The sequence below is a fragment of the Acidovorax sp. M2(2025) genome (assembly GCF_049330835.1).
Classification (GTDB): domain Bacteria; phylum Pseudomonadota; class Gammaproteobacteria; order Burkholderiales; family Burkholderiaceae_C; genus Acidovorax.
The window spans coordinates 1,856,648-1,878,409 of record NZ_CP186262.1 but is presented as its reverse complement, the minus strand read 5'-3'; the positions used below and the strand labels follow the sequence as shown (position 1 = coordinate 1,878,409).

24 protein-coding genes are annotated in these 21,762 nt (G+C 71.6%); 16 read left to right on the top strand and 8 right to left on the bottom strand.

Going from position 1 to position 21,762, the window contains the following annotated elements:
• Positions 1 to 72 precede the first annotated feature (72 nt).
• Positions 73 to 1,023: a peptidoglycan DD-metalloendopeptidase family protein gene (locus ACOYR3_RS08615; RefSeq protein ID WP_422846033.1), complete on the top strand. Its 951-nt coding sequence runs from the start codon at positions 73 to 75 to the stop codon at positions 1,021 to 1,023.
• A gap of 4 nt (positions 1,024 to 1,027) precedes the next feature.
• Positions 1,028 to 1,666: a pseudouridine synthase gene (locus ACOYR3_RS08610; protein ID WP_422846032.1), complete on the top strand. Its 639-nt coding sequence runs from the start codon at positions 1,028 to 1,030 to the stop codon at positions 1,664 to 1,666.
• Here ACOYR3_RS08610 and ACOYR3_RS08605 read toward each other — a convergent pair.
• Entirely contained in the window at positions 1,585 to 2,298 is a 714-nt protein-coding gene (locus ACOYR3_RS08605; RefSeq protein WP_422846031.1) for a glutathione S-transferase family protein, read from the bottom strand. The two genes, ACOYR3_RS08610 and ACOYR3_RS08605, sit on opposite strands and share 82 nt — an antisense overlap.
• Entirely contained in the window at positions 2,295 to 2,903 is a 609-nt protein-coding gene (gene gstA, locus ACOYR3_RS08600; RefSeq protein ID WP_422846030.1) for a glutathione transferase GstA, read from the bottom strand. The genes ACOYR3_RS08605 and gstA overlap by 4 nt, the downstream gene beginning before the upstream one ends.
• 121 nt (positions 2,904 to 3,024) lie before the next feature.
• Between gstA and ACOYR3_RS08595 the strand changes: the two genes are divergently transcribed.
• Together ACOYR3_RS08595 and ACOYR3_RS08590 are read left to right on the top strand one after the other, a co-directional pair.
• Positions 3,025 to 3,906 carry a LysR family transcriptional regulator gene (locus ACOYR3_RS08595; protein WP_422846554.1) on the top strand — a complete coding sequence of 294 codons (882 nt, stop codon included), beginning with the start codon at positions 3,025 to 3,027 and terminating at the stop codon, positions 3,904 to 3,906.
• A gap of 106 nt (positions 3,907 to 4,012) precedes the next feature.
• A complete protein-coding gene (locus ACOYR3_RS08590) occupies positions 4,013 to 4,567 on the top strand; it encodes a dihydrofolate reductase family protein (RefSeq protein WP_422846029.1) in 555 nt (184 codons plus the stop codon).
• On the opposite strand, the gene ACOYR3_RS08585 is transcribed toward ACOYR3_RS08590, so the two are convergent.
• A complete protein-coding gene (locus ACOYR3_RS08585; RefSeq protein ID WP_422846028.1) occupies positions 4,555 to 5,091 on the bottom strand; it encodes a DUF2242 domain-containing protein in 537 nt (178 codons plus the stop codon). The genes ACOYR3_RS08590 and ACOYR3_RS08585 overlap by 13 nt on opposite strands.
• Positions 5,092 to 5,490: 399 nt before the next feature.
• Between ACOYR3_RS08585 and ACOYR3_RS08580 the strand changes: the two genes are divergently transcribed.
• From ACOYR3_RS08580 to ACOYR3_RS08565, 4 genes are all read left to right on the top strand, one after another.
• Positions 5,491 to 5,934: a thermonuclease family protein gene (locus tag ACOYR3_RS08580; RefSeq protein WP_422846027.1), complete on the top strand. Its 444-nt coding sequence runs from the start codon at positions 5,491 to 5,493 to the stop codon at positions 5,932 to 5,934.
• 166 nt (positions 5,935 to 6,100) lie between these two features.
• Entirely contained in the window at positions 6,101 to 7,375 is a 1,275-nt protein-coding gene (locus ACOYR3_RS08575) for an MFS transporter (protein ID WP_422846026.1), read from the top strand.
• Positions 7,376 to 7,515: 140 nt separating this feature from the next.
• Positions 7,516 to 9,141, top strand: coding sequence for a DUF1800 domain-containing protein (locus tag ACOYR3_RS08570; RefSeq protein ID WP_422846025.1), 1,626 nt, complete (start codon positions 7,516 to 7,518; stop codon positions 9,139 to 9,141).
• Positions 9,142 to 9,408: 267 nt separating this feature from the next.
• A complete protein-coding gene (locus ACOYR3_RS08565; protein ID WP_422846024.1) occupies positions 9,409 to 10,620 on the top strand; it encodes a DUF1501 domain-containing protein in 1,212 nt (403 codons plus the stop codon).
• A 95-nt stretch (positions 10,621 to 10,715) separates the two neighbouring features.
• Here the strand turns inward: ACOYR3_RS08565 and ACOYR3_RS08560 are convergent, their stop codons facing one another.
• Positions 10,716 to 11,633: a DHH family phosphoesterase gene (locus ACOYR3_RS08560; RefSeq protein WP_422846023.1), complete on the bottom strand. Its 918-nt coding sequence runs from the start codon at positions 11,631 to 11,633 to the stop codon at positions 10,716 to 10,718.
• Positions 11,634 to 11,683: 50 nt separating this feature from the next.
• The gene (locus ACOYR3_RS08555) at positions 11,684 to 12,019 is read right to left on the bottom strand and encodes an ankyrin repeat domain-containing protein (protein ID WP_422846022.1); all 336 of its coding nucleotides are present in this window, start codon (positions 12,017 to 12,019) and stop codon (positions 11,684 to 11,686) included.
• An 85-nt stretch (positions 12,020 to 12,104) separates the two neighbouring features.
• Here ACOYR3_RS08555 and ACOYR3_RS08550 point away from each other — a divergent pair, with 85 nt between their 5' ends.
• Positions 12,105 to 12,875 carry a pseudouridine synthase gene (locus ACOYR3_RS08550; protein WP_422846021.1) on the top strand — a complete coding sequence of 257 codons (771 nt, stop codon included), beginning with the start codon at positions 12,105 to 12,107 and terminating at the stop codon, positions 12,873 to 12,875.
• A 46-nt stretch (positions 12,876 to 12,921) separates the two neighbouring features.
• Here the strand turns inward: ACOYR3_RS08550 and ACOYR3_RS08545 are convergent, their stop codons facing one another.
• Entirely contained in the window at positions 12,922 to 13,512 is a 591-nt protein-coding gene (locus tag ACOYR3_RS08545; RefSeq protein WP_422846020.1) for an NAD(P)H-dependent oxidoreductase, read from the bottom strand.
• 348 nt (positions 13,513 to 13,860) lie between these two features.
• Here ACOYR3_RS08545 and ACOYR3_RS08540 point away from each other — a divergent pair, with 348 nt between their 5' ends.
• From ACOYR3_RS08540 to ACOYR3_RS08525, 4 genes are all read left to right on the top strand, one after another.
• Complete coding sequence (locus ACOYR3_RS08540; protein ID WP_422846019.1) at positions 13,861 to 14,433, top strand: MgtC/SapB family protein; 573 nt, start codon at positions 13,861 to 13,863, stop codon at positions 14,431 to 14,433.
• Between the two features lie 187 nt (positions 14,434 to 14,620).
• The gene (locus ACOYR3_RS08535) at positions 14,621 to 15,502 is read left to right on the top strand and encodes a DMT family transporter (RefSeq protein WP_422846018.1); all 882 of its coding nucleotides are present in this window, start codon (positions 14,621 to 14,623) and stop codon (positions 15,500 to 15,502) included.
• A gap of 135 nt (positions 15,503 to 15,637) precedes the next feature.
• On the top strand, positions 15,638 to 15,853 hold the full coding sequence (locus tag ACOYR3_RS08530) for a hypothetical protein (protein WP_291488429.1): 216 nt from the start codon (positions 15,638 to 15,640) through the stop codon (positions 15,851 to 15,853).
• A 91-nt stretch (positions 15,854 to 15,944) separates the two neighbouring features.
• Complete coding sequence (locus tag ACOYR3_RS08525; protein ID WP_422846017.1) at positions 15,945 to 16,484, top strand: DUF924 family protein; 540 nt, start codon at positions 15,945 to 15,947, stop codon at positions 16,482 to 16,484.
• Between the two features lie 27 nt (positions 16,485 to 16,511).
• Here the strand turns inward: ACOYR3_RS08525 and ACOYR3_RS08520 are convergent, their stop codons facing one another.
• Positions 16,512 to 17,450, bottom strand: coding sequence for a succinylglutamate desuccinylase (locus ACOYR3_RS08520; protein ID WP_422846016.1), 939 nt, complete (start codon positions 17,448 to 17,450; stop codon positions 16,512 to 16,514).
• A gap of 103 nt (positions 17,451 to 17,553) precedes the next feature.
• Between ACOYR3_RS08520 and ACOYR3_RS08515 the strand changes: the two genes are divergently transcribed.
• Entirely contained in the window at positions 17,554 to 19,191 is a 1,638-nt protein-coding gene (locus ACOYR3_RS08515) for a hypothetical protein (protein ID WP_422846015.1), read from the top strand.
• Positions 19,192 to 19,215: 24 nt separating this feature from the next.
• Here ACOYR3_RS08515 and soxR read toward each other — a convergent pair whose 3' ends face one another.
• A complete protein-coding gene (gene soxR, locus ACOYR3_RS08510; protein ID WP_422846553.1) occupies positions 19,216 to 19,686 on the bottom strand; it encodes a redox-sensitive transcriptional activator SoxR in 471 nt (156 codons plus the stop codon).
• Positions 19,687 to 19,860: 174 nt separating this feature from the next.
• On the opposite strand from soxR, the gene ACOYR3_RS08505 reads away from it, so the two are divergent.
• Entirely contained in the window at positions 19,861 to 20,319 is a 459-nt protein-coding gene (locus ACOYR3_RS08505) for a RidA family protein (RefSeq protein WP_422846014.1), read from the top strand.
• Between the two features lie 55 nt (positions 20,320 to 20,374).
• Positions 20,375 to 21,661 (top strand): MFS transporter, encoded by a 1,287-nt coding sequence (locus tag ACOYR3_RS08500; RefSeq protein WP_422846013.1) that lies wholly within the window; start codon positions 20,375 to 20,377, stop codon positions 21,659 to 21,661.
• Positions 21,662 to 21,762: the final 101 nt, after the last annotated feature.

Sequence of the window (21,762 nt, the reverse complement as noted above, 5' to 3'; positions counted from 1 at the left end):
GCTGGTGCGCCTTGGTGCGCCGCTGCGCCACGGGCGTCGCCCTGGACCCCATTGCTCTCGATCCTCTCTGCCGTGACCCGCTCTTCCGCACTCCTTTTTTCCACGCCCGTCTCGTCCCTCGCTGCGCCGCTGCCTCCGCCCGGCGTTCTCTCGCGCCGCCAGGTGCTGGCGGGCGGTGCGGGGCTGCTGGCACTGTCGGCCACCCACGGCCTGCAAGCGGCGCCCCAGGCACCGCAGGTGTGGCCCCGGCCGCTGCAGGTGCCCGGGGGCGTGGCGCGGCTGTCCCTGGGCCCGGCTGCCGCCCGGCCGGCGGCGCGGGTGCGCCAGGGCGACAACGACGTGCCTGTGCTGGTGACGGGTGATGCCATCGAATGGACCGCCGTGGTGGGCATTGCGCTGGCCGCCACGCCGGGCGAATCGGCCATCACCGTGGCGGCGGCCGTGCCGGGCGGGCGCGAGCAGCAGGTGCTATTTACCGTGGAGGCCAAGCGCTACCAGGAGCAGCATCTGCAGGTCGCACCCCGCACCGTGAACCTTTCGCCCGAAGACCAGGCCCGCTATGAACGCGAGCGCGACCACCAGGCCGGGGTGATGGCCACCTTCACCGAGCCGCCGGCAGGCAGCGCACCGTCCACCCTGCGCATGCGCGCCCCGGCGCCCGGCCGGCGCTCCAGTTCGTTCGGGTTGCGCCGGGTGTTCAACGGCCAGCCGCGCAACCCGCACAGCGGCATGGACATCGCGGCGCCCACCGGCACCCCCGTGGTGGCGCCCCTGGCAGGCCGCGTGATCGACGTGGGCGACTATTTCTTCAACGGCGGCACGGTGTGGCTGGACCACGGCCAGGGCCTGCTCACCCTGTACTGCCACCTGAGCCGCGTGGATGTGCAGGTGGGCGATGCGGTCAAGGCCGGCGAAGCGTTCTGCCAGGTGGGCGCCACCGGCCGCGTGACGGGGCCGCACCTGCACTGGGGCGTGATGCTCAACCGCGTGATGGTGGACCCGGCGCTGTTCCTTCCCGCCTGACCCCATGCCCCCACGCCTGATCCGCTTCTACAAGCCCTATGGCGTGCTGAGCCAGTTCACGCCCGAAGGCCGGTGGCAGGGCCTCAAGGACTACATCGACCTGCCCGGCGTGTACGTGGCCGGGCGGCTGGATGCCGACAGCGAGGGGTTGCTGCTGCTGACCGACAACGGGCCGCTGCAGGCGCGCATTGCCGACCCGCGCTTCAAGATGGAAAAGACCTACTGGGTGCAGGTGGAGGGCGTTCCCGACGAAGCCGCGCTGGCGGCGCTGCGCCGGGGCGTGGTGCTCAACGACGGCCCCACCCTGCCGGCGCGGGCGCGGCTGATGGAGCCCGCCCCCGCGGTCGGCCCGCGCAACCCGCCCATCCGCGAGCGCAAGCACATTCCCACCGCGTGGATCGAGCTGGTCATCCGCGAGGGCCGCAACCGCCAGGTGCGCCGCATGACGGCCGCGGTGGGCCACCCCACGCTACGGCTGGTCCGCGCCGCCATCGGGCCGCACACGCTGCAAGGGCTGGCGCCAGGCACGTGGGCCGATACCGAGCCGGGCGCCCTGGCAGCCTACGGCGCGGCATCCGCCCCCATGCGCCGCGACAAGGCCGAGCCGCGGGCGCGCAGGAATGCGCGCAAGCCGTCGGCATAGCCCGCGTCCACGGCCTCGCGCACCGAGGCACGCTGCGCCAGGGCCCGGCGCCAGTCCTCCACCCGCGCCGCGCCCTGCCACAGCCCCAGGTCGGCCACGCCGGGCAGCGTGTCGATCACGTCGAAATAGCGGAACACGGGGCCGAACACCGCATCCACCATGCAGAAATCCGCCCCGGCAAAGTACGGCCCCGGCCCGCTGCGTTGCGCCAGCGCCTGCTCCAGCTGCACAAACCGGACGTGCAACTGCTGCGCACTGGCCTGCAGCGCAGCCTCGTGCGGCGCGGCATAGAACGCGCCGATGGTGTTGAGCACGGCCGAGCCCAACTCCATCCACGCCCGGTGGCGGGCGCGCTGCAGCGGGTCCTGCGGGTGCAGCGGGGGCGTGGCCACTTCGTCCAGGTATTCGCAGATCACTGCGGACTCGAACAGGGCTTCCCCGCGCACCTGCAGCACCGGCGTCTTGCCCAGCGGCGACAGGGCCAGGAACCACGCGGGCTTGCGCGCCAGGTCGACGGTGCGGCGCTCGAAGGCCAGGCCTTTTTCGTGCAGCACGATGGCCACGCGCTGCACGTAGGGGCACAGCGCGTGCGAGACCAGCGTGAGCGTGGTGCCGCCCGCCACGGCGTTCATGCCAGCAGCCCCTCGGCCCGCAGCGCGGCCTGGACCGGTGCACGCGCCGCCACGCGGGCCATCCAGGCCTGCAGGTGGGGGTAGGCCATGAGCGGTACGCCCAGCAGGTGGGCCCAGTTCAGGATGGTGAAGCCGTAGGCATCGGCCACGCTGTAGCCGCCCGCCAGGAAGTCGCTGCGCGCCAGCACGGCGTCCAGCTCCGCAAACCGGGTGGCCAGCTTGGCCAGGACCGCCTTGCGCGTGGATTCGGCAGTCTCCTTGTGCCACAGCCAGGGGCTGAAGCCCTTGTGCAGCTCGGTGCTGATGAAGGTCAGCCATTCGACCACGGCCAGGCGCTGGCGCGACCCCGGTGGGCCGATGAGCGCCCGCGCAGGGTCCAGGTCGGCCACGTACTGCAGCAGGGCCGCGCCTTCGGCGTGGCGCGAGCCATCGCCCAGCTCCAGCAGGGGCACGTAGCCGCGCGGCGAAACGTCGAGGAAGCTGCCCCCGGTCTCGGTGGTGTGGGTGCGCAAGTCCACCTGGATGAGTTCGAAGGCGGCACCGACTTCGCGCAGGGCGATGTGGACGGCAAGCGAGCAGGCGCCGGGGGAGTAGTAGAGCTTCATGGAGCAGGGCTTTCTGTGCAAAGGAGTGAAAGATCGTCCTCCTGCAAACGCGAGGGCCCGCAGGGGACGCCCGGAATTTATGATTGCGGCAGCGCAAACAAAATAAGCATCCATGAAATCATTGATTGCACCATCGCAATACCGCCTGGGTGCTGCCGAGCTGGAGGTGCTGCTGGCCATGGCGCGCACCGGCACCCTGGCGGGCGCGGGCGAGCGCCTGGGGGTGGATGCCTCGACCGTGTTCCGGGCCATCCAGCGCATGGAACGCGGGCTGGGGCAGCCGCTGTTCGAGCGCTCGCGCGCGGGCTACCGCGCCACGGACCTGGCCCAGGCCCTGGCCGAGCAGGCCGAGCGCGTGGAGGCCGCGCTGGAAGCGGCCCGTGCCGCAACCCAGGCGCAGCCCGAGCAGGTGACGGGCACGGTGCGCATCTCGACCACCGACACGCTCCTGCACGGGCTCATTGCGCCGGCCCTGCAGCAGCTGCAGCCGCGCCACCCTGCGCTGGCGTTTGAACTGCACGCCAGCAACGAGCTGGTGAGCCTGACGCGGCGCGACACCGACATCGCCGTGCGGGCCACGCGGCGCCCGCCGCAGCATCTGGTCGGCCGCCAGCTGGGCATGATCCGCTCGGCGCTGTACGCCGGGGCCTCCAGCCCGACCCTGTTGTCCGATGTGGAGGCGGGCCGCGCCGCATGGATCACGCTGGACGACGCCATTCCCGACCACCCGTCCGTGCGCTGGCGCAGAAAGCACTTCCCGCGGGCGCAGCCCGCCTTCCGCGTCAACACCGCGCTCACGGTGATGGAGCTGGTGGGCCGCGGGATGGGGATTGGCGTGCTGCCCATCTTCCTGGCTGGGCACCGCAGCGAGCTGCGCCCGCTCACCGGCTCCCTGGCGGACTGCGAAACGCAGCTGTGGCTGCTGACGCACCCCGAGTCACGCCACCTGCGGCGCATCGCGGCCGTGTACGGCCACCTTGCAGAGACCGTGCAGCTGCCCTGACGGCCTGTCCGGCCGCCGCTGCCGCCGCTGCCGCCGCTGCTGCCACGGCGCTGTCAGCAGCCCTTGCCTACAGTGGCGGAACCCGTTGATTCGAGGGTTCCCCATCATGAAGACACAGTTTTACGGCGCCTCCAGCCTGGACGGCTTTCTGGCCACGCCCGACCACGACCTGGGCTGGCTGCTGCAGTTCGGCGAGATCGAGGGCTCCAGCTACCCCGCCTTCCTCCGCGACGTGGGGGCCCTGGCGATGGGTTCGCACACCTACGAATGGATGCTGCGGCACGCGATCGATGCCGGCCAGCCGTGGCCCTACTCGCAGCCGGCGTGGGTGTTCAGCTCGCGCACGCTGCGCCCGGTGGACGGCGCCGACGTGCGTTTTGTGCACGGCGACGTGCGGCCGGTGCACCAGGCCATGCAGCAGGCGGCCGCCGGACGCAATGTGTGGGTGGTGGGCGGCGGCGCGCTGGTGGGGCAGTTCTACGACGCGGGCCTGCTGGACGAGCTGATCGTGCAGATCGCGCCCGTCACCCTTGGCGAAGGCATCTCCCTGCTGCCCCGCCGGATCGCACAGCCGCCGCTGCGCCTGCAGTCGGTCACCGCGCTGGGCGGCCTCTTTGCCGAGCTGCGGTATGAGGTGCCGCGCCCGCGTCAGTCCGCCTGAGCCTGGTCGAGCACCAGGTAGCGCTTCACCAGGTCGAAAAAGCTCTCGTAGAAGGTGTCCTTGGAGATGGTTTCGCTGGCCACCTTGACCAGCGAATCGCTGCTGGCGGAGAACGGCAGGGAAACCGAGCCGATGGCGCCCACGCCGACGCTGGCGGAATTGTTGGTCTTGCGCAGGGCATAGGTGTCCTGCAGCGCCGTCACGAACCCCAGGCTCACCTTGCCGTCCCCGGCCTCGGCCACGCAGACCACGCGCACCACCATCTGCAGATGCGACTCCGCCTCGGGCTGGAAGCTCTTCTTGCCCTCCACCAGCTCGGGCTGCTGGGTGGCGATGATGTAGCCCTGGCTCAGCAATGCCCGGCGCGCGGCTTCGCAGGTCTGCTGGGGCGTCGCGTCGAACAGGCGCGAAAAGGTGGTGACGGATCCGAAATTCTCGGGCGCGGCAAATGTGCGCACGCTGGCACAGCCGCCCAGCGCCGCGAGGGCGGCGCCCAGCGTCAGCGCTGCCGCAGCCCGGAGCACCCGGGCTCCGCTCGTCCGCACGACAGTCGCGGGGCGCCCCGGGCGCCCTGGCAATGCGGGTGTGGGACTACTCAAAATGCACGCTCCTTCTTTTACTCTTTCCACAGTCGTCAAGGTGTCCGCCGCAGGGAGCCCCCGGGCCAAGAACGTGTTTACGTTCTAAGGCGCGGCGTCCAGGCCCCATGAGAGGGTTTGCGCGCGCCACAGTTCCACCAGCCCGCCAAGTATCGCCCCACCCCGCGGCATCGCAATGTCAGCAGGTGTGAATGACCCCAGGCCCCGGTGCGGACGCCGGTCGGTTTTGTTGCCGCCAGTAGCTATACTATTGATAGCTGCCCGCGCCTTGAATACTGCGCTGGTGACCTTTTTCACCGGCTGCCCAGCCAGCCCCCCAAGCCCATGCCCCTTGCCGCCCTTGTCTGCCTGGTGGTCGCCATCAGCGACGGCGACACGCTCACCGCCCGCTGCGGGGCCAGCGGCGCCTACCGCCAGGTCAAGGTGCGCGTGGCGGCCATTGACGCGCCCGAATCGCGCCAGGCCTTTGGCCAGAAGTCGCGCCAGAACCTGGCGCGCCTGTGCTTTCGCCAGCAGGCCACGCTGCAGCCGCGGGAGCAGGACAGCTACGGCCGCACCGTGGCCGATGTGCGCTGCGGCGGCACCGACGTGGCCAGCGCCCAGGTGCGCGCGGGGCTTGCGTGGGTGTACACCCCCTATGCCGAGGCATACCCGCACCTGGGACCGCTGCAGCAGCGGGCACGCGGCAGCGGCGTGGGCCTGTGGTCGCAGCGGCGGCCGCTGGCGCCGTGGGACTACCGGCACCGGCATCCGTACCGCCCGCGCTGAGCGGGCAGTCCGGCAGGCCAGGGCATGCCGCCCAACCGCAGCGCGCCCGGCGCACTGGCGCTAGCATCCTGGGTCTCCTGCTAAACCTCCGCACTGCTCCACCCCGGCAGCGCCTGCGCCGCCAGGGCCGCCGGCCTCCTCCTGCTTCGCTCGCCCTCCCGACTTCATGACGTCTCCCCAACCCAGCCTGGCGGCCGCCGCCGAGGACACCGCCCCCGCCAGCGTCTACCGCCATGCCGGCTTCGTCGCCTTTCTGGTCGCCCGGGTGGTGGCCGTGGTGGCCACCCAGGTGCAGGCGGTGGTAGTGGCCTGGCAGGTGTACGACCTCACGCGCCAGCCGCTGGCGCTGGCCTATGTGGGCCTGGCGCAGTTCCTGCCCATGCTGTGCCTGCTGCTGCCGGCGGGCGATCTCATCGACCGGTTCGCGCGCAAGCGCATCCTTGCCGCCAGCTGGGCCGTGGGCGGGGTGTGCAGTGCGCTGCTGTGGTGGCTGTCGGGCCACGGTACGGGCGGCGTGGCCGGCATCTATGCGGTGCTGGTGCTGTACGGCTGCTCGCGCGCGTTCTCGGGCCCCGCCATGCAAAGCCTGCTGCCGCAGGTGGTGCCGCGCAGCCAGCTCGCGCAGGCCATTGCGGCCAACAGCATGCTCATGCGGGTGGCCAGCATTGGCGGGCCGCTGCTGGGCGGCCTGCTGTATGCGCTGGGGGGCGGCAAGCTGACCTACACGGTGTGCTGCGCCTGCTTTGCGCTGGGGGTGGCGCTGATGCTGCGGGTTCCGGTGGCCTACGCGACGGCGCCAGCGCCTGCGCAGGGCACGATGTGGGAGCGCTTTGGCGCCGGCATCGCGTTCATCCGCTCGCGGCCCATCATCCTGGGCACCATCTCGCTGGACCTGTTTGCCGTGCTGCTGGGCGGCGTGGTGGCCCTGCTGCCCATCTATGCGCAGGAGGTGCTGCACGTCGGCCCGGCCGGGCTGGGGGCGCTGCGCAGCGCCATGGCGGTGGGCGAGGTGAGCGCGGGGCTGTACCTGAGCCTGCGGCCCTTCAACCGCCGCGTGGGCCAGACCATGTTCATCGCGGTGGCGGTGTTCGGCGTGGCCAACCTGGTGTTTGCGCTGTCGCACTGGTTCTGGGTGTCGTTCGCGGCGCTGGCCGTGGCGGGCGCGGCCGACATGGTGAGCGTGTACATCCGGGGCGCGCTGGTGCAGTTCTCCACGCCGGACTCGATGCGCGGGCGCGTGAACGCGGTGAACATGCTGTTCATCGGCTCGTCCAACGAGCTGGGCGAGTTCCGCGCCGGCACCAGCGCCTCCTGGCTGGGCGTGGTGCCCGCGGCCATCGCTGGCGGCCTGTGCACCCTGGGCGTGGTGGGCGGCTGGATGGTGGTCTTCAAGACCTTGCGCACCGTGGACCGGTTCGAGGAAGCGGCGCCCGCCCACTGACCACCCGCCGGATACCGGCCGATACATCCTCGCGGGCCTGTGTTTCCGGCAGGTAAAACCCGCCGCCCGGGCTTGCGCGGCGCAGTGGCGTGGCGCACCATGCGCCCCTCCACCTTCTGCCGCCTGTTGGCACCGCGCACATGTCCCGCTTTCTGGCTCCCTGCGGCTCGCTGCCACCCTTGCTTCGCCGCCGCACCTTGCTGTCGGGCGCCCTGGGCGCCGTGCTGGCCGGCCCCTGGAGCCTGGCCCGCGCCGCAGCGCCCGCAGGCACCTGGGCCACGGCTGACGAACCCACCCTCACCCGCTTGCTGGACCGCGTGACCTGGGGCTGCACCGCCCAGGGCGCGCAGGCCCTGGCACCGCAGGGCGCAGCCGCCTACCTGGCAGCCCAGCTGCGCCCGCCCCCGGCTGCGGCGCTGCCGCGCGCGGCGCAGGCCCGCATCGACGCCATGACCATCACCCAGGTGCCGGCCGAGGCCCTGGCCCGCGAGATGGAGGCTCGCAACCGCGCCGCCAAGGCTTTGCCCACCGAAGACGAGCGCAAGGCTGCGCTCAAGGCCTGGCAGCAGGACATGCACGCGCTGCAGCAGGAGGCCGCCGAGCGCTTCGTGCTGCGCGCGGTGGCTTCGCCCACCCAGCTGCGCGAGAAGATGACCTGGTTCTGGATGAACCACTTCAGCGTCTTTGGCGGCAAGGGCGGCCTGCGGGCGCTGGTGGGCGACTACGAGGACCGCGCCATCCGCCCCCATGCGCTCGGGCGGTTCCGCGATTTGCTGGGCGCCACGGTGCGCCACCCGGCCATGCTGCGCTACCTGGACAACGCCCAGAACGCCGCCGGCCGCATCAACGAAAACTACGCACGCGAGCTGATGGAGCTGCACACGCTGGGCGTGGACGGCGGCTACAGCCAGCAGGACGTGCAGGAGCTGGCCCGCGTGCTGACGGGCGTGGGCGTGTCGCTGCGCCCGGCGGGCGATGCGCCGCGCATGCCGCCCGCGCTGCGCCGCCACTCCGTGCGCGAGGGCCTGTTCGAGTTCAATCCTGCGCGCCATGACTGGGAACCCAAGACACTGCTGGGCCAGCCCTTGCGTGCCCAAGGCCTGGCCGAGGTGGACGAGGCGCTGGACCGGCTGGCCCGTGCCCCTGCCACGGCACGCTTTGTGACGCGCAAGATGGCCCTCTTTCTGGTGGGCGACGCGCCGCCGCCGGAGCTGCTGCAGACCCTGGCCCGCACCTTCGAGCGCAGCGATGGCGACATCGCCGCCGTGCTGCAGGCGCTGTTCGATGCGCCGGCGTTCCGTGCATCGCTGGGCCGGCGCCTGCGCGACCCGGTGCACTATGTGCTGGCCGGCCTGCGGCTGGCCCAGGGGGACGCAGCGCTGCCCCGCGCCGAGCCCGCGCTGGGCTGGCTGCAGCGCCTGGCCGAGCCGCTGTACGGCCGCGCCACGCCCGACGGCTATCCGCTGGAGTCCACGGCCTGGTCGGGCTCGGGGCAGATGGCCACGCGCTTTGAAGTGGCGCGGGCGCTGGGTGCTGGCGCCGCGGACGCCGCCAGCACCGCCGAGAGCCCTGCGGCGCGCGATGACCGGGCCGATGGCGACGCGGCACCACCGCGGCGCACCCCGCCGGCCTTGGCGCAAAGCGCCTACGTGCGTGCGCTGGAGCCCACCTGGTCCGCGGCCACGCGCAGCGCGCTGGCCCAGGCGGCATCGCCGCGCGAATGGAACCTGCTGTTCCTCGCCTCCCCCGAGTTCATGCATGGATGAAGAAAAGAGATGGAGGACATCCCCCTGAGTCGCTGCCGCTCGGTGCTGGTCGCCAGAGGCGACAGCTCTTCGGGACCGTCCAAGCCTGCGCAGGCAGGCTTGGAGCCGCGGCCCTCAGCCCCCTTCTCTCGAACGGCTTCGCCCCTCGGGAAGGGGGACGCAGCCCGTGCGGCGGGGCGGCCCTTGCACGGCTGCCATGGCTTTGGCCGCGCACGCGCCTGCGCAGCAGCCGATGAAGCGTTCGGGCGCGATTGAAAGGACAACCCCATGCTTTGTAGACGACACCTTCTCCAGGCCCTGGCCGCCAGCGCACTGGGCGTTCACGGCGCCGGCCTGCTGGCCGCCCCGCGCCAGCAGGAGGCCCGCTTTCTGCTGGTCTTCCTGCGCGGCGGCTACGACTGCGCCAGCCTGCTGGTGCCCACGGCCAGCAGCTACTACTACGAGACGCGCCCCAACATCGCCATCGCCCGGCCGGGGCAGGACGGCGGCGCGCTGCCGCTCACGGCTGACTGGGGGCTGCACCCGGTGCTGGCGGACTCGCTGCTGCCGCTGTACCAGAAGGGCCAGCTGGCCTTCGTGCCCTTTGCCGGCACGGACGACCTCTCGCGCAGCCACTTCGACACGCAGGACAGCATGGAGCTGGGCCAGCCGCTGGGCGGGCGGCGCGACTACCGGTCGGGCTTCCTGAACCGGCTGGTGGCCGAGCTGGGCCGTGCGGAGGCGGGCGCAGCGCAGGTGCAGCCCATCGCCTTCACCAGCACGCTGCCCCTGGTGCTGCGCGGCGCGGTGGAGGTGCCCAACACGCTGCTGGGCGCGGCGGCGGGCCGCGGCGGCGTGGATGCGCGGCAGGCCCGGCTGATCGAATCCATGTACCAGGGCACGCCGCTGGCCGCGCCGGTGGCCGAGGGCTTTGCCACGCGCGAGGAGGTGGCGCGCACCATGCAGGGCGAGATGGAGGCGGCCAGCCGCAACGCGCTTTCCACCAAGGGCTTTGAAGGCACAGCCCGGCGCATGGCGCGCCTGATGCAGTCGCGCTACCAGCTGGGCTTTGTGGACGTGGGTGGCTGGGACACCCATGTGGGCCAGGGCGCCGCCACGGGCGCGCTGGCCAACCGCCTGGGCGAACTGGGCCGGGGCCTGGCCGGCTTTGCCGACGAGATGGGGCCGGCCTGGAAGTCCACCGTGGTGGTGGTGGTGAGCGAGTTCGGCCGCACCTTCCGCGAAAACGGCAACCGGGGCACGGACCACGGCCACGGCACGGTGTTCTGGGTGATGGGCGGCGGCATCGCCGGGGGCCGCGTCGTGGGCGAGCAGCAGGCGCTCACGGCCAGCACGCTGTTCCAGAACCGCGACTACCCGGTGCTCAACGACTACCGCAGCGTGCTGGGCGGGTTGTTCGCGCGGATGTATGGGCTCAACGCTGCCGCCGTGGCGCGGGTGTTTCCGGGGGCCAAGGCGGCGGACCTGCGGCTGGTCTAGCCACCCATCCACCGAGCCGCAACTATCTTTTTAATAGCTGCCAGCGCTTATCCAACAAGCGCTAGAGGCCATTTTTATCAAAATCCGTCTCGGAATCAGGCGTTGAAGGTCCCCGTCAGCAGCTCCGCCAGCCGCTCCACCTTCATCTTGAACCCGCAGGCCTGCGCGTGGCCGCCGCCGCCCATGCTTTCGGCCAGGGCGATGCAGTCGAAGTTGCGCTGCGAGCGCAGGCCCGCCTTCACGCCCTTGTCGCCCGCGCTCCACATCAGCCCGAAGGTGCCGGTCTTGGCCGACAGGATGTCGCCCACCAGGCTGTGGAACATGCCGGGCGCGTTCACCATCAGCCCCGCGACGCCGTTGAACACCAGCGGCTGCGCGCCCTCGGCAATGTCGGCCGCCAGCTTGCGGAACTTCTCGTCCATGGCCGCGCCGCGCGCCATGAACTGCTGCAACTGCTCGGGCGTGAAGCCGGCGATCTCGCGCCAGCGTTCGAAGCCTTGCGCCTCCATGTCCAGTGCCGAGAGGAAGGCCGCGCTCTCGGCAAACTCCCACTTCCAGATGTCGCGGTCTTCCACGTACTGCAGCAGCGCGGGCACGGGCTCGTGGGGGTGGAAGAACTCCCAGGCCAGGCGGGCGCCCGACTTGCCCATGTCGAAGTGCACCACCCCGCAGCGGCAGGCAAAGCCGGTGAGCTTTTCGGCGGCGCTCTTGTGGTGGTCCAGCATCACGAGCTTGGCCGCGCGCTCGTCGAGGGCAGCCATGACCTCGTTGGCAAAGGAGAAATCAAGGATGTACACCGCCCGGCCCTGCACCGGCGGCAGGTCGTCGATGGTCGCCACGTCGCCGTGGTCCAGGCCCACGTACTCGGCCCGGTCGCCGTAGTACAGCCACGCAGCCAGCGCGGCGCCAAAGCCGTCGGGGCAGTTGCGGCCGTGGTAGAGGATGAGGGGCGCGGGGTCGGCCTGATCGGGCGCCACCAGCAATTGCAGGGGGAGGATGGTTTTTTTCGTCATGCCCCCCGATTGTCGCCGGGCGGCCTTTCCGCCGGCAGGCGCGAAAGGACTCAAACGGGCAGCCAGCGCCACCAGAACGGCTTGCGCACCTCATGCGCGCCCCGGGCCTGCAGCAGGGCCACGAACTCGGTGCGGCCGTGGCGGAGCGCGGCTTCAAGCGGAGTGAGGTCGTCAAAATCCGAGCGCAGCTGCGGATCGGCTCCGTGCGCCAGCAGGTAGTGGGCAATGTCCGCATGGCCGTGGACCAGGGCTGCCACCAGCGGGGTGCACAGAATCTCGGAGTGCTGGTAGTTGGGGTTGACGCCCGCGCTGATGTGGTGGCGCACCAGCGCCAGGTCGCCCGCTACCGCGGCGGCGTACATGTCCTTCCAGTCACCTGCCGACATCCTTGAGTCCTCCGCCGGAGCCCCGCGCTCCTGGTACCGCGGCAGTGTAGGCAATGCCGACTGCGGCACAATCCGCGCCTTCCCTATGCCCACCACCCCGCAGCAGCTTCCCATTCTCTGGCGCGACGAGCACCTGGTCGCCGTCTACAAGCCTGCCGGGTGGCTGGTGCACCGCACGGGGCTCGATGCGGGCGAAACGCGCTTTGTGATGCAGACGCTGCGCGACCAGCTGGGCCGGCACGTGTACCCCGTGCACCGGCTCGACAAGGGCACCTGCGGCGTGCTGGTGATGGCGCTGCACAGCGACGCGGCGCGGGCGCTGTCGCAGGCGTTTGAGCAGGGCGCCACGCACAAGCGCTACCTGGCCCTGGTGCGCGGCTGGGCGCCCGAGGCGGCCGAGGTGGACCATGCGCTCAAGCCGGACGACGCGCCCGCCGATGCGCCCGTGCAAGACGCCCACACCCGCTTTCGCCGCCTGGCGCGGCTCTCGCTGCCCGAGCCCAGCGACGGGCGCTTTGCCACCACCCGTGCCTCGCTGGTGCTGGCCGAGCCCACCACGGGCCGGCGCCACCAGATCCGCCGGCACCTCAAGCACCTGGCCCACCCGATCATCGGGGACGCCACGCACGGCAAGGGGCCGCTCAACCGCTGGTGGGCCGAACGGCTGGGGCTGCAGCGGCTGTGGCTGCACGCCTGGCAGCTGACGGTGCCGCACCCGGCCACCGGCGCCGCGGTGGTGATTGAGAGCGGGCTGGACTGGCCTGCGGCGCCCGCGGGCCTGGCCGGCCGCGACCCTGCGCCAGCCCCGGCTGCAGACTGGCAGCGCCTGCTGGCAATGCTGCCCTGGCAAGCCTGAGCCGGCCTGCCCGGCCGCACGCCGCTGCGCAGCGCCACCGCCCGCGTCAGCCCGCCTTGGCCCCCAGGGTGCGCATTCGGGTCCGCCACTTGGCCACGCCGGCATCGCCCAGCAGCTCCACGCTGCCCACCAGGGTCTCCTGCACCGGGGCGATGCCCACAAAGCCCAGGATGTTGCGCTCCAGCGACCTCACGCTGTGGGCACGGAAGTACCAGCGGTACACCAGCGCCGGCATGCCCATGGTGACCACGACGCGGGCGCTGCGCCCGGTCAGGCCCTTGCGGCCGAACGGGTTGTTGCCTTCGGCATTGAAGGCGAACCCCGGCCGCGCCACCTGCTCCAGGAAGCCCTTGAGCAGCGCGGGCATGTCGCCCATCCACAGCGGGAAAAACAGCACGATGTGCTGCGCCCAGCGGATCGACTCCTGCGCAGGGCGCAGCGAGGCGGGCAGCGGGCCCAGCTCCCATTCGTGCTGGCTGCGCAACAGCGCGAAGTCGATGCGCGCCACATCCACCTCGCGCACTTCGTGCCCCGCCGCGGCGGCGCCCTCGGCATACGCCTGCGCCAGTGCATGGCACAGGTGGGGCGCGGCGGAATCCGGATGGCCCTGGATCAGAAGAATGCGTTGCGCAGCCATGGCGGACTCCCTTCGGACGGGCACAACAGCGGTGGACGGCCGGACCACGACGCGGTGCCTTCTGCGGACCATCCTGGCACGCGGCCTCGGCCAACGCAAGCCCCTTGCGCAAGCGCACGCGTCGGCGGCGTCCTACCCGCACCCACGGCGCCCGCTGCTGTACGCCCCACGCCCCGCGCCGCACAGTGGCAGGCCGAGCGGCGCCACCGCGCCGCGCACTGCCCCCAGCTCCGCCCTGCCCCATGCCCATGGTTGTTTGCCCTCCCGCTTGCCCTCCCATCCCACGCCCCTGCGGCGCTGCCCTGCCGGGGCCCCGCCGCAGCCCCCCGGCGCGCAAGGTGCCCCCCCATGGCTGATCTGTGGCGGCAAATTGCCGACGCTGCCGCCGCCGAGTTTGCCGACGTGTCGGACGCCGCCCAGGCCACCCGCATCGTGGTGCGGCTGGCCGTGGCCGCCTTGCTGGGCGGCCTGCTGGGCTGGGAACGCGAACACGCGGGCAAGGCCGCCGGCGTGCGCACGCACATGCTGGTGGCCATGGGGGCAGCCTTGTTCGTGCTGGTGGCGCAGCAGGCCGGCATGCAGCCGGCGGACAACAGCCGCGTGCTGCAGGGCGTGATCGCGGGCGTGGGGTTTCTGGGGGCGGGCACCATTCTCAAGGGCGACGCCGAGCACCGCGTGAAGGGCCTGACCACCGCGGCCGGCATCTGGCTGACCGCCGCCATCGGTGTGGCGGCCGGGCTGGGCCGCGAGGTCACCGCCGTGCTCAGCACCCTGCTGGCGCTGGCGGTGCTGTGGGCGATTCCCGCCCTGCAGGACCGGCTGGCGCCGGAACCCGAAGAAGCCCCGGCCAGCCCTCCGGCAGACGCTGCCGCCAACCCGGCCTCCGCCGACTGCGAAAGGCCCGCCCGCAAGCCGGGCTGAAACCGCCAGCGGGCGCGCGTCCCGCAGGCTGGGCTACACTTTTTCACCTTCACCCACCCGGGCACTGGCCGCGCTGCCAGTACCTGCGCACACCCCACTCCATGCCACGCCTTTTCGTACCGCACCAGGCTTTGTCCGGCCCTGCAGCAGGGCTGTGCGCCGTCCGCCGCACGGCGCAGGGCACGCCATGACGGCCGCCGTCTCGGGCAACCTGCGCGGCATCCTGGCGATGGTCGCGGCCGTGGGGTGCTTTTCGCTGATGGACGCGCTGCTCAAGACCCTGTCGGGCAGCTACCCCGCGATGCAGGTGGCCGCGCTGCGCGGCTGGGGCGCGCTGCCGCTGGTGGCGCTGTACGTGCTGTGGCGGCGGGAAACCGGCGGGCTGCTCAAGGTGCGCTGGCCCCTGCAACTGCTGCGGGGCGTGCTCAACGTGGGCATGCTGGCGCTGTTCACCTGGGCCCTGCGGGAGCTGGACCTGGCGGAGGCGTACACGCTGTTCTTCATCGCGCCGCTGCTCATCACGGCCCTCTCGACCGTGGTGCTGCAGGAAAAGGTGCGGCGCGCGCACTGGATCGCCATCGTGCTGGGCATGGCGGGCGTCCTCGTGGCCTTGCGCCCGAGCCAGGACGCCTTTTTCACGCTGGGCGCCCTGGCCGTGCTGTCGGCCGCCAGCTGCTACGCCATCTCCGCCATCACCGGGCGCGTGCTCACGCGCACCGACTCCAGCGCCAGCCTGGTCTTCTGGACCACCACGCTGCTGGCCGTGGGTGCGCTGGCATTGGCCTGGCCCCGCTGGCAGCCCGTGCAGCAGGCGCACTGGCATCTGGTGGCGGGCCTGGCGTTCACCGGCTTCCTGGGGCAACTGGCGATCACGGAGGCCTTCCGCCACGGCCAGGCCTCGGTGGTCGCGCCGTTTGAGTACACCGCCCTGGCCTGGGGCATGGGCCTGGACTGGGTGCTGTGGCAGTCCGTCCCCGGCTACGCCACGCTGCTGGGCGGCGCCATCATCATCGGCAGCGGGCTCTACCTGGTGCGGCAGGAACGGGCACAGGCCGTGCTGCCGCCCTGATCACGTGTGTTCGCGGGCTCCCAGGGGAAGATCGCCCGCCGGCGGCTGCGGCCCGGTCTGACAGCGGGCCGCACACGCAGCCCGTCCAATGGGGACATCCGAACCACAGCGGCCCGGCCGCCCAGGAGCCCTTCCATGACCCAGCACGCCACCATCACCGGCAAGGTAACCTATACGCCCGGCGACGGCGCCCCCATCGCCATTCCGCAAGGACCGGTGGAGATCACGCCCGCCAAGGACAGCACCACGCTCAGCTGGACGGCGGACAATGACGCCGCAGGCTCTGCCGCCATTCCGCACGACCAGTTCGACCAGTACGTCCGCGAAGGAAAGATCCGGATGGACCGGTAAGGCCCCCGGCCTTCGGTGGGCCTTTTGCTATAGTAGTGATAGCTGCTTGCGCCCGTCCAGCGGTAGCTAGAGCCGTTTTTCAACCACCCGCATGCACGCCGACGACATCCTCCACTTCTGGTTTGAAGAACTCCGCCCCGCCCAGCACTTCGCGGTGGACGCTGCGCTGGACGAGACCCTGCGCACGCGGTTCGGCCCCACCTGGAAGGCCGCCTGCCGCTGCGAGCTGTGGCCCTGGCGCGCCACGCCGCAGGGGCGGCTGGCCGAAATCCTGGTGCTGGACCAGTTCTCCCGCAACATCCACCGCGGCACGCCCCGGGCGTTCGCGCAGGACGCGCTGGCCCTGGCCTTGGCGCAGGAGCTGGTGGCGGGGCAGCACGACCGGGCCCTGCCCCCGGCGCAGCGGGCGTTTGCGTACATGCCCTACATGCACAGCGAATCGCTCGCCATCCACGAGGCGGCCCTGGCCCTGTTCAACCAGCCGGGCCTGGAGAACAACCTGTCCTTCGAGCTGCGCCACCGCGACATCCTGGTGCGCTTTGGCCGCTACCCGCACCGCAACGCGGTGCTGGGCCGCAGCTCCACCGACGAGGAGCGGGCCTTTCTGGCACAGCCGGGCTCGTCGTTCTGACGCGCCCCCAACGCCTGTCTGACGGTCTCAGTCCAGCGGCCGCGTCAGGTACACCGCTTCGCGGCCCACGATGGGCTCGCGCGTGGGCATGAGAATGGTGCAGCGGTCGCACAGGGCGCGAATCTCGTGCGGGCCGTCGGTGGCAATGAGCTCGCCCTGCGCAAACACCTCGAAGCCCCGCACGGGCCGGGTGAAGCGGAAGTCCGCCGTGCGCACCATGCAGGTCTCCAGCAGCTCGTAGCGGCGCTGCGCGGCGGGCGCAGGGCGGTCTGCGGCCGGCTCCACCAGCCCGAAATGGGCGAGGAAATCCAGCGCCACCGCCGTGGCCATGTCCGCCGCAGACTGGCGGAAGTGCTGGCCGCACTCCACCACCAGCGCCACCCCCTGCCCCTCAGCCAGGCCATGGCGCCCGTGCTGGATGAGCGGCGTGCCCGAGCCCAGCCCGCTGGGCATCAGCAGGTGCACCGGCGGGCGGCCCAGGGCCATCGCCGCCTGCATGTTGCGGGGGTGCGCGGGGTAGACCCAGAAGGGCTCCACGTCCTGGCTGGTGGAATGGATGTCGAGGATGTGGTCTGCCGCGGCCACCACCGGGCGCAGCGCGCGGGCCCGCGCCAGCTCGGGGCTGTGCGCGCTGCCGTCCAGCTCGGCAGCCGACCAGATGCGGTTGAGGTTGTGCACCAGCTGCCGGCTTTCGAAGGGACGGGCCGGGTCAAACGACTCGTAGGCCGCCACGTTGGCGAAGCTGATGGTCAGCGTGCCCACCAGCGGCCGCACGCCGGTGTCCAGCAGGTGCGTGGCCGCCACCATGCCGCAGATTTCGTTGCCATGGGTCAGCGCATTGATGAGCACATGCGGGCCCGGCTTGCCGGACTCGAAACGGTGCACGTAGTCGATGCCGACATTGCCCTGGCGGTACGCCGACAGGTCGCGGGGAAGAACTTCAAAGGCGGGGGGATTCTGCGTCATGGCGAAGGCATTGATAAGCAAGCACAGCATTGTCCGCGCAAAGCCGAAACGGCGCAGGCTCGCGGTACGATGCCCGCCGGCCCTGCCGAACTCGCCCTTCACCATGCCCACCGCCCGACTCTGCCCGCTGGCCGAAGTGGTCCACCGATGGCCCGCCGACAGCGGCCTGCCCGAGCACCTGGCGCCCGGCCCGGCCGCGCTGGCGCAGGGGTGGGCGCTGTGCATCACCGGCGATGTGCAGCTGCCCGCCCTGGAACTGGACGCCCCCCTGGCCAGCGGCAGCCCGCTGCGGGCGCTGTGGCAGGACGGCGCCGGCGACGCGCCCGACCACGCGCAGCCGCTTCTGATCCTGTTCGAAGGACATCTGCAGATCGACGGCGCACTCACCTGCGCCCGCACCGACGGCGCTGCGCACCTCGCCGTGCTGGGCGATGCGCGCATGCGCAATGCCGTGATCGGCGGCCAGCTGCTGTACGTGCAGGGCGCGCTGGAGGTGGCCGACCTGCTGTGGTGCGACGGCCCCGGCGGAGCCTTCTGCGTGCGCGGCGGGCTCGCGGCCCGCGTGGCCCTGTTCACCGGCCAGTGCGCCGTGGACGTCGCCGGGCCCCAGCAGGTGGAAGTCCTCATGGACGAAGTGCGCGGCGTGCCCCACCGGGCCGAGTTCAGCAGCGAAATCGCGGGCATCGTGTTCCCGCCCGAGTTCCATGACGGCATCGGGGATGGCGAGAGCGGCATCCGCCCGCTGATCGACCGCGCCCGCGTGGTGGCCGCCGTGCGCGCCGGCCAGTCCGCCACACGCACCAGCGCCGAGATCCAGTCCGCCCAGCCGCTGCAGGCGGACCTGTTTGCCGACGAGGCCATCAGCGTGCGCAACATCCTGGCGGCCGTCCGCACACCGGTGATCGGCCCCAAGGAACACACGGCCGCAGGCTGGTTCCGGCAGACCGACTTTTTGCTGTGCCAGCGGCATGTGGACGCCGAGGGCGACGCGCGCGACGACAACGTGTTCATCGCCGTCTGGAAGACCTGGGACTTCTACCTGTCGGTGTCGCACGAACCCGAGCACCCCGGCCTGCTGGCCCGCCTGGCCGCCGCCGCACGCGGCCGCAAAATGCCCACCACCGCGCAGCTGGCGCTGCTGTACCGCGCGTACCACGGCGGCAAGCCCGGCGCCTGGCAGCCCCTGGCCCCCGACACGGCGCCCGAGGCCTGGCGGGCCTGCAACCACGCCTGGCGCGGCGTGCTGGACTACCTGCGCAAGGCCGTGGGCCAGCACCGCGCCCGCTACCCGCTGCACCAGCGGCTGCTGGCCGAGCTGACGGCCCAGCGCATCGAGGACTTCACCACCCTGCCCATCTTCACCGAGCGCTACAACGACTGGTGGGACGGCGCCAAGAACGGCTGGTGGGAATGCGACGTGTGGGTCGGCGCGCGCCAGCCCTGCATGCACGACGGCGAGCCCTGGGGCCGCGCCTACAAGCTCAGCTGGCACAACGGCACCGAAGCCCCGGGCGACGCGCAGGACAACGCCCACAGCGCCTACCAGATCACCCTGGAGGCCGCGCTGCACGGCCCTGCCCTGGTGCAGTACACCTACGCGCAGCGCCAGAGCGACGCCCGCGCACCCCTGCCGCGCAGCGCCGCCGACCACATCGCGCGGCTGCTGCGCTTTGCCGCGGCGGTGGAGACGCGGGTGCGGGCCCGGCACGAACAAGACCCGGGCCGCGAGGCCGACGCGTAGCGCGCCGCGCCAACGGCCGATCTCTCAAAAATGCGGCCCCGGCCCCTCCTGGGCCAGCGTGTCCTGCGCGTTGCGCAGCGGGCAGACCTTGAGCGACAGGCAGCCGCAACCGATGCAGCCATCGAGCTGGTCCCGCAGCGCCGTCAGCGTGCGGATGCGCTCGTCCAGGTCGTCGCGCCAGCGGGCGGACAGGCGGCGCCAGTCCGCCACCGTGGGGGTGCGGCCGGCGGGTAGCGCCTGCAGGGCGTCGGCAATGGCGGCCAGGGGCAGGCCCATGCGCTGCGCGATCTTGATCACCGCCACGCGGCGCAGTACCGAGCGCGGGTAGCGGCGCTGGTTGCCGGCGTTGCGCGCGCTGGCGATGAGCCCCCGCGATTCATAGAAATGCAGGGCCGATACGGCCAGGCCGCTGCGGCTGGCGACCTCGCCCACCGACAGCTCCGACGGTTCGGACGGTTCGGGCTGCGTGCGCGCTACCACACGGGCCGCGGGCATGGCGGTCCCGGCGGGATTCCCGGCCGCGGATGCACGGGTTTTCTTCATGGGGTTTGACCTCAATAGCACTTGAGGTTTGATACTAACCGCGAAACCTTTCAGCCCGCCACGCCTGCTGCACGAAGGGCGCAGGCACAGGGATCACCTCTTCACCCACTTTTGAACATCCGCACCATGCCTACCGATTTCCCCCTCCCTCGCCCCGCGGCGCCCGCCGCTGCCGCGCTGCGCTTCATCAACCCGCCCGGCCTGTACGACCCGCGGGCCCATGGCTACACCCATGTGGTGGTGGCACCCGCCTCGGCGCGCACCATTTTTGTGGCGGGCCAGGGGGGCGAGAACGCGGCGGGCGAGCTGTCTGCCGACTTTGGCGAGCAGCTGGACCAGGCATTTGCCAACCTGCGCACGGCGCTGGCAGCGGCGGGCGCCAGCGTGCTCGACGTGGCCAAGCTCACCGTGCTGGTGGTGGACCACTCCGGCCAGCGGCTGGCCCAGCTGAGCCATGCAGTGCGCAGCCAGTGGGCGGATGGCGGGGCACCGGCGTGCACGCTGATCCCGGTGCCGCGGCTTGCGCTCGATGGCATGCTGGTGGAAATCGAGGCCACGGCGGTCACCGCGGCGGCGCAGGCATGAGGTGTGCATGCGCAAAGCCCCATCCGGCCCACCGTCCAACCCACCCTCCTGCGGCATGAGCACTCCAGGCACCCCCTCTTCCTCGCAACCCGTTTCCACCCCGGCGCCGGGCGGCGCCCCCGCGCAGGCCCCCGGTCTTGGCACGCCGGTGCTGCTGCTCATGGCCGCGGCCTGCGGGCTGTGTGCGGGCAGCAACTATTTCAACCAGCCGCTGCTGCACTCCATCGCCACGCAGCTGCAGGTGCGCGATGCGTCGGCCGCGCTCATCGTCACGCTGGCGCAGGTGGCCTATGCGGCGGGCCTGCTCCTGCTGGTGCCGCTGGGTGACCTGCTGGAGCGGCGGCGGCTGATCACCACGCTGATGCTGCTGGCGGCTCTGGGGCTGTTTACCAGCGGGTTTGCGGGCAGCTACGCCATGCTGGCGCTGGGCACGGCGCTCACGGGGCTGTTCTCGGTGGCGGCGCAGGTGCTGGTGCCGCTGGCGGCCACGCTGGCAGCGCCGGGGCGCAGCGGGCGCGCGGTGGGGCTGGTGATGAGCGGGCTGCTCGTGGGCATTCTGGCCGCGCGCAGCGTGGCGGGCCTGTTGTCGGAACTGGGCGGCTGGACGCTGGTGTACCGCGTGGCGGGCGTGGCCATGGTGGCCGTGGCACTGGCGCTGTGGTGGGTGATGCCGCGCTCGCAAAACGCGGCTCAGGCCCAAGGATATGGGCAGGTCTTGCGGTCGCTGGGCACGCTGGCCCTGCGCCACCCGCGCCTGCGCAGCCGGGCGCTGCTGGGCGGGCTGTCGTTTGCCTCGGTCAGCGTGCTGTTTTCCACCATGGCGCTGTTGCTGGCGGGGCCGGCCCACGGGCTGGGCGATGCGGGCATCGGCCTGGTGGGGCTGGCGGGCGTGGCGGGGGCGCTCATGGCCAATGTGGCCGGGCGCATGGCGGACCGGGGCCAGGCCCAGGTGGCCACGGCCGCGTCGGTGGGCCTGCTGCTGCTGGGCTGGGGCGCCCTGTGGCTGGGCGCCAGCAGCCTGATGTGGTTCGTGGTGGGCATGCTGGTGGTCGACCTGGCGCTGCAGGGCGTGCACATCAGCAACCAGAACGTGATCTACCGGCTGGACCCGACGGCCCGGGCACGCCTCAACGCGGTGTACATGACCAGCTATTTCACGGGCGCGGCCACGGGGTCGGCGCTGGGCTCGGTGGCCTGGCTCTGGGGCGGCTGGGGCGCCACCTGCGCCCTGGGCGGCGGCATCGCGGTGCTCAATGCGCTGGCGCTGGCGTACGACCAGCGGCTGGCGGTGCGCGCACTGCGCGGCATTCCGCCGCGCGCCGTGGAAGGCGCGGGGGCCTAGCTGGCGGCACAGCCCCGTGGCGGGTTTGATTTGCTACCAAAACAATAGCTGCTAGCGCTTATCCCATAAGCGCTGGAAGCCATTTTTATCAAAATCTTCGT

Bases quoted from the DNA above. Each gene is read 5' to 3' on its own strand.
- ACOYR3_RS08610 (WP_422846032.1), top strand. From the start codon at position 1,028: ATGCCCCCACGCCTGATCCGCTTCTACAAGCCCTATGGCGTGCTGAGC.
- ACOYR3_RS08605 (WP_422846031.1), bottom strand. From the start codon at position 2,298: ATGAACGCCGTGGCGGGCGGCACCACGCTCACGCTGGTCTCGCACGCG.
- gstA (WP_422846030.1), bottom strand. From the start codon at position 2,903: ATGAAGCTCTACTACTCCCCCGGCGCCTGCTCGCTTGCCGTCCACATC.
- ACOYR3_RS08590 (WP_422846029.1), top strand. From the start codon at position 4,013: ATGAAGACACAGTTTTACGGCGCCTCCAGCCTGGACGGCTTTCTGGCC.
- ACOYR3_RS08580 (WP_422846027.1), top strand. From the start codon at position 5,491: ATGCCCCTTGCCGCCCTTGTCTGCCTGGTGGTCGCCATCAGCGACGGC.
- ACOYR3_RS08575 (WP_422846026.1), top strand. From the start codon at position 6,101: ATGACGTCTCCCCAACCCAGCCTGGCGGCCGCCGCCGAGGACACCGCC.
- ACOYR3_RS08570 (WP_422846025.1), top strand. From the start codon at position 7,516: ATGTCCCGCTTTCTGGCTCCCTGCGGCTCGCTGCCACCCTTGCTTCGC.
- ACOYR3_RS08565 (WP_422846024.1), top strand. From the start codon at position 9,409: ATGCTTTGTAGACGACACCTTCTCCAGGCCCTGGCCGCCAGCGCACTG.
- ACOYR3_RS08560 (WP_422846023.1), bottom strand. From the start codon at position 11,633: ATGACGAAAAAAACCATCCTCCCCCTGCAATTGCTGGTGGCGCCCGAT.
- ACOYR3_RS08555 (WP_422846022.1), bottom strand. From the start codon at position 12,019: ATGTCGGCAGGTGACTGGAAGGACATGTACGCCGCCGCGGTAGCGGGC.
- ACOYR3_RS08550 (WP_422846021.1), top strand. From the start codon at position 12,105: ATGCCCACCACCCCGCAGCAGCTTCCCATTCTCTGGCGCGACGAGCAC.
- ACOYR3_RS08545 (WP_422846020.1), bottom strand. From the start codon at position 13,512: ATGGCTGCGCAACGCATTCTTCTGATCCAGGGCCATCCGGATTCCGCC.
- ACOYR3_RS08540 (WP_422846019.1), top strand. From the start codon at position 13,861: ATGGCTGATCTGTGGCGGCAAATTGCCGACGCTGCCGCCGCCGAGTTT.
- ACOYR3_RS08535 (WP_422846018.1), top strand. From the start codon at position 14,621: ATGACGGCCGCCGTCTCGGGCAACCTGCGCGGCATCCTGGCGATGGTC.
- ACOYR3_RS08530 (WP_291488429.1), top strand. From the start codon at position 15,638: ATGACCCAGCACGCCACCATCACCGGCAAGGTAACCTATACGCCCGGC.
- ACOYR3_RS08525 (WP_422846017.1), top strand. From the start codon at position 15,945: ATGCACGCCGACGACATCCTCCACTTCTGGTTTGAAGAACTCCGCCCC.
- ACOYR3_RS08520 (WP_422846016.1), bottom strand. From the start codon at position 17,450: ATGACGCAGAATCCCCCCGCCTTTGAAGTTCTTCCCCGCGACCTGTCG.
- ACOYR3_RS08515 (WP_422846015.1), top strand. From the start codon at position 17,554: ATGCCCACCGCCCGACTCTGCCCGCTGGCCGAAGTGGTCCACCGATGG.
- soxR (WP_422846553.1), bottom strand. From the start codon at position 19,686: ATGCCCGCGGCCCGTGTGGTAGCGCGCACGCAGCCCGAACCGTCCGAA.
- ACOYR3_RS08505 (WP_422846014.1), top strand. From the start codon at position 19,861: ATGCCTACCGATTTCCCCCTCCCTCGCCCCGCGGCGCCCGCCGCTGCC.
- ACOYR3_RS08500 (WP_422846013.1), top strand. From the start codon at position 20,375: ATGAGCACTCCAGGCACCCCCTCTTCCTCGCAACCCGTTTCCACCCCG.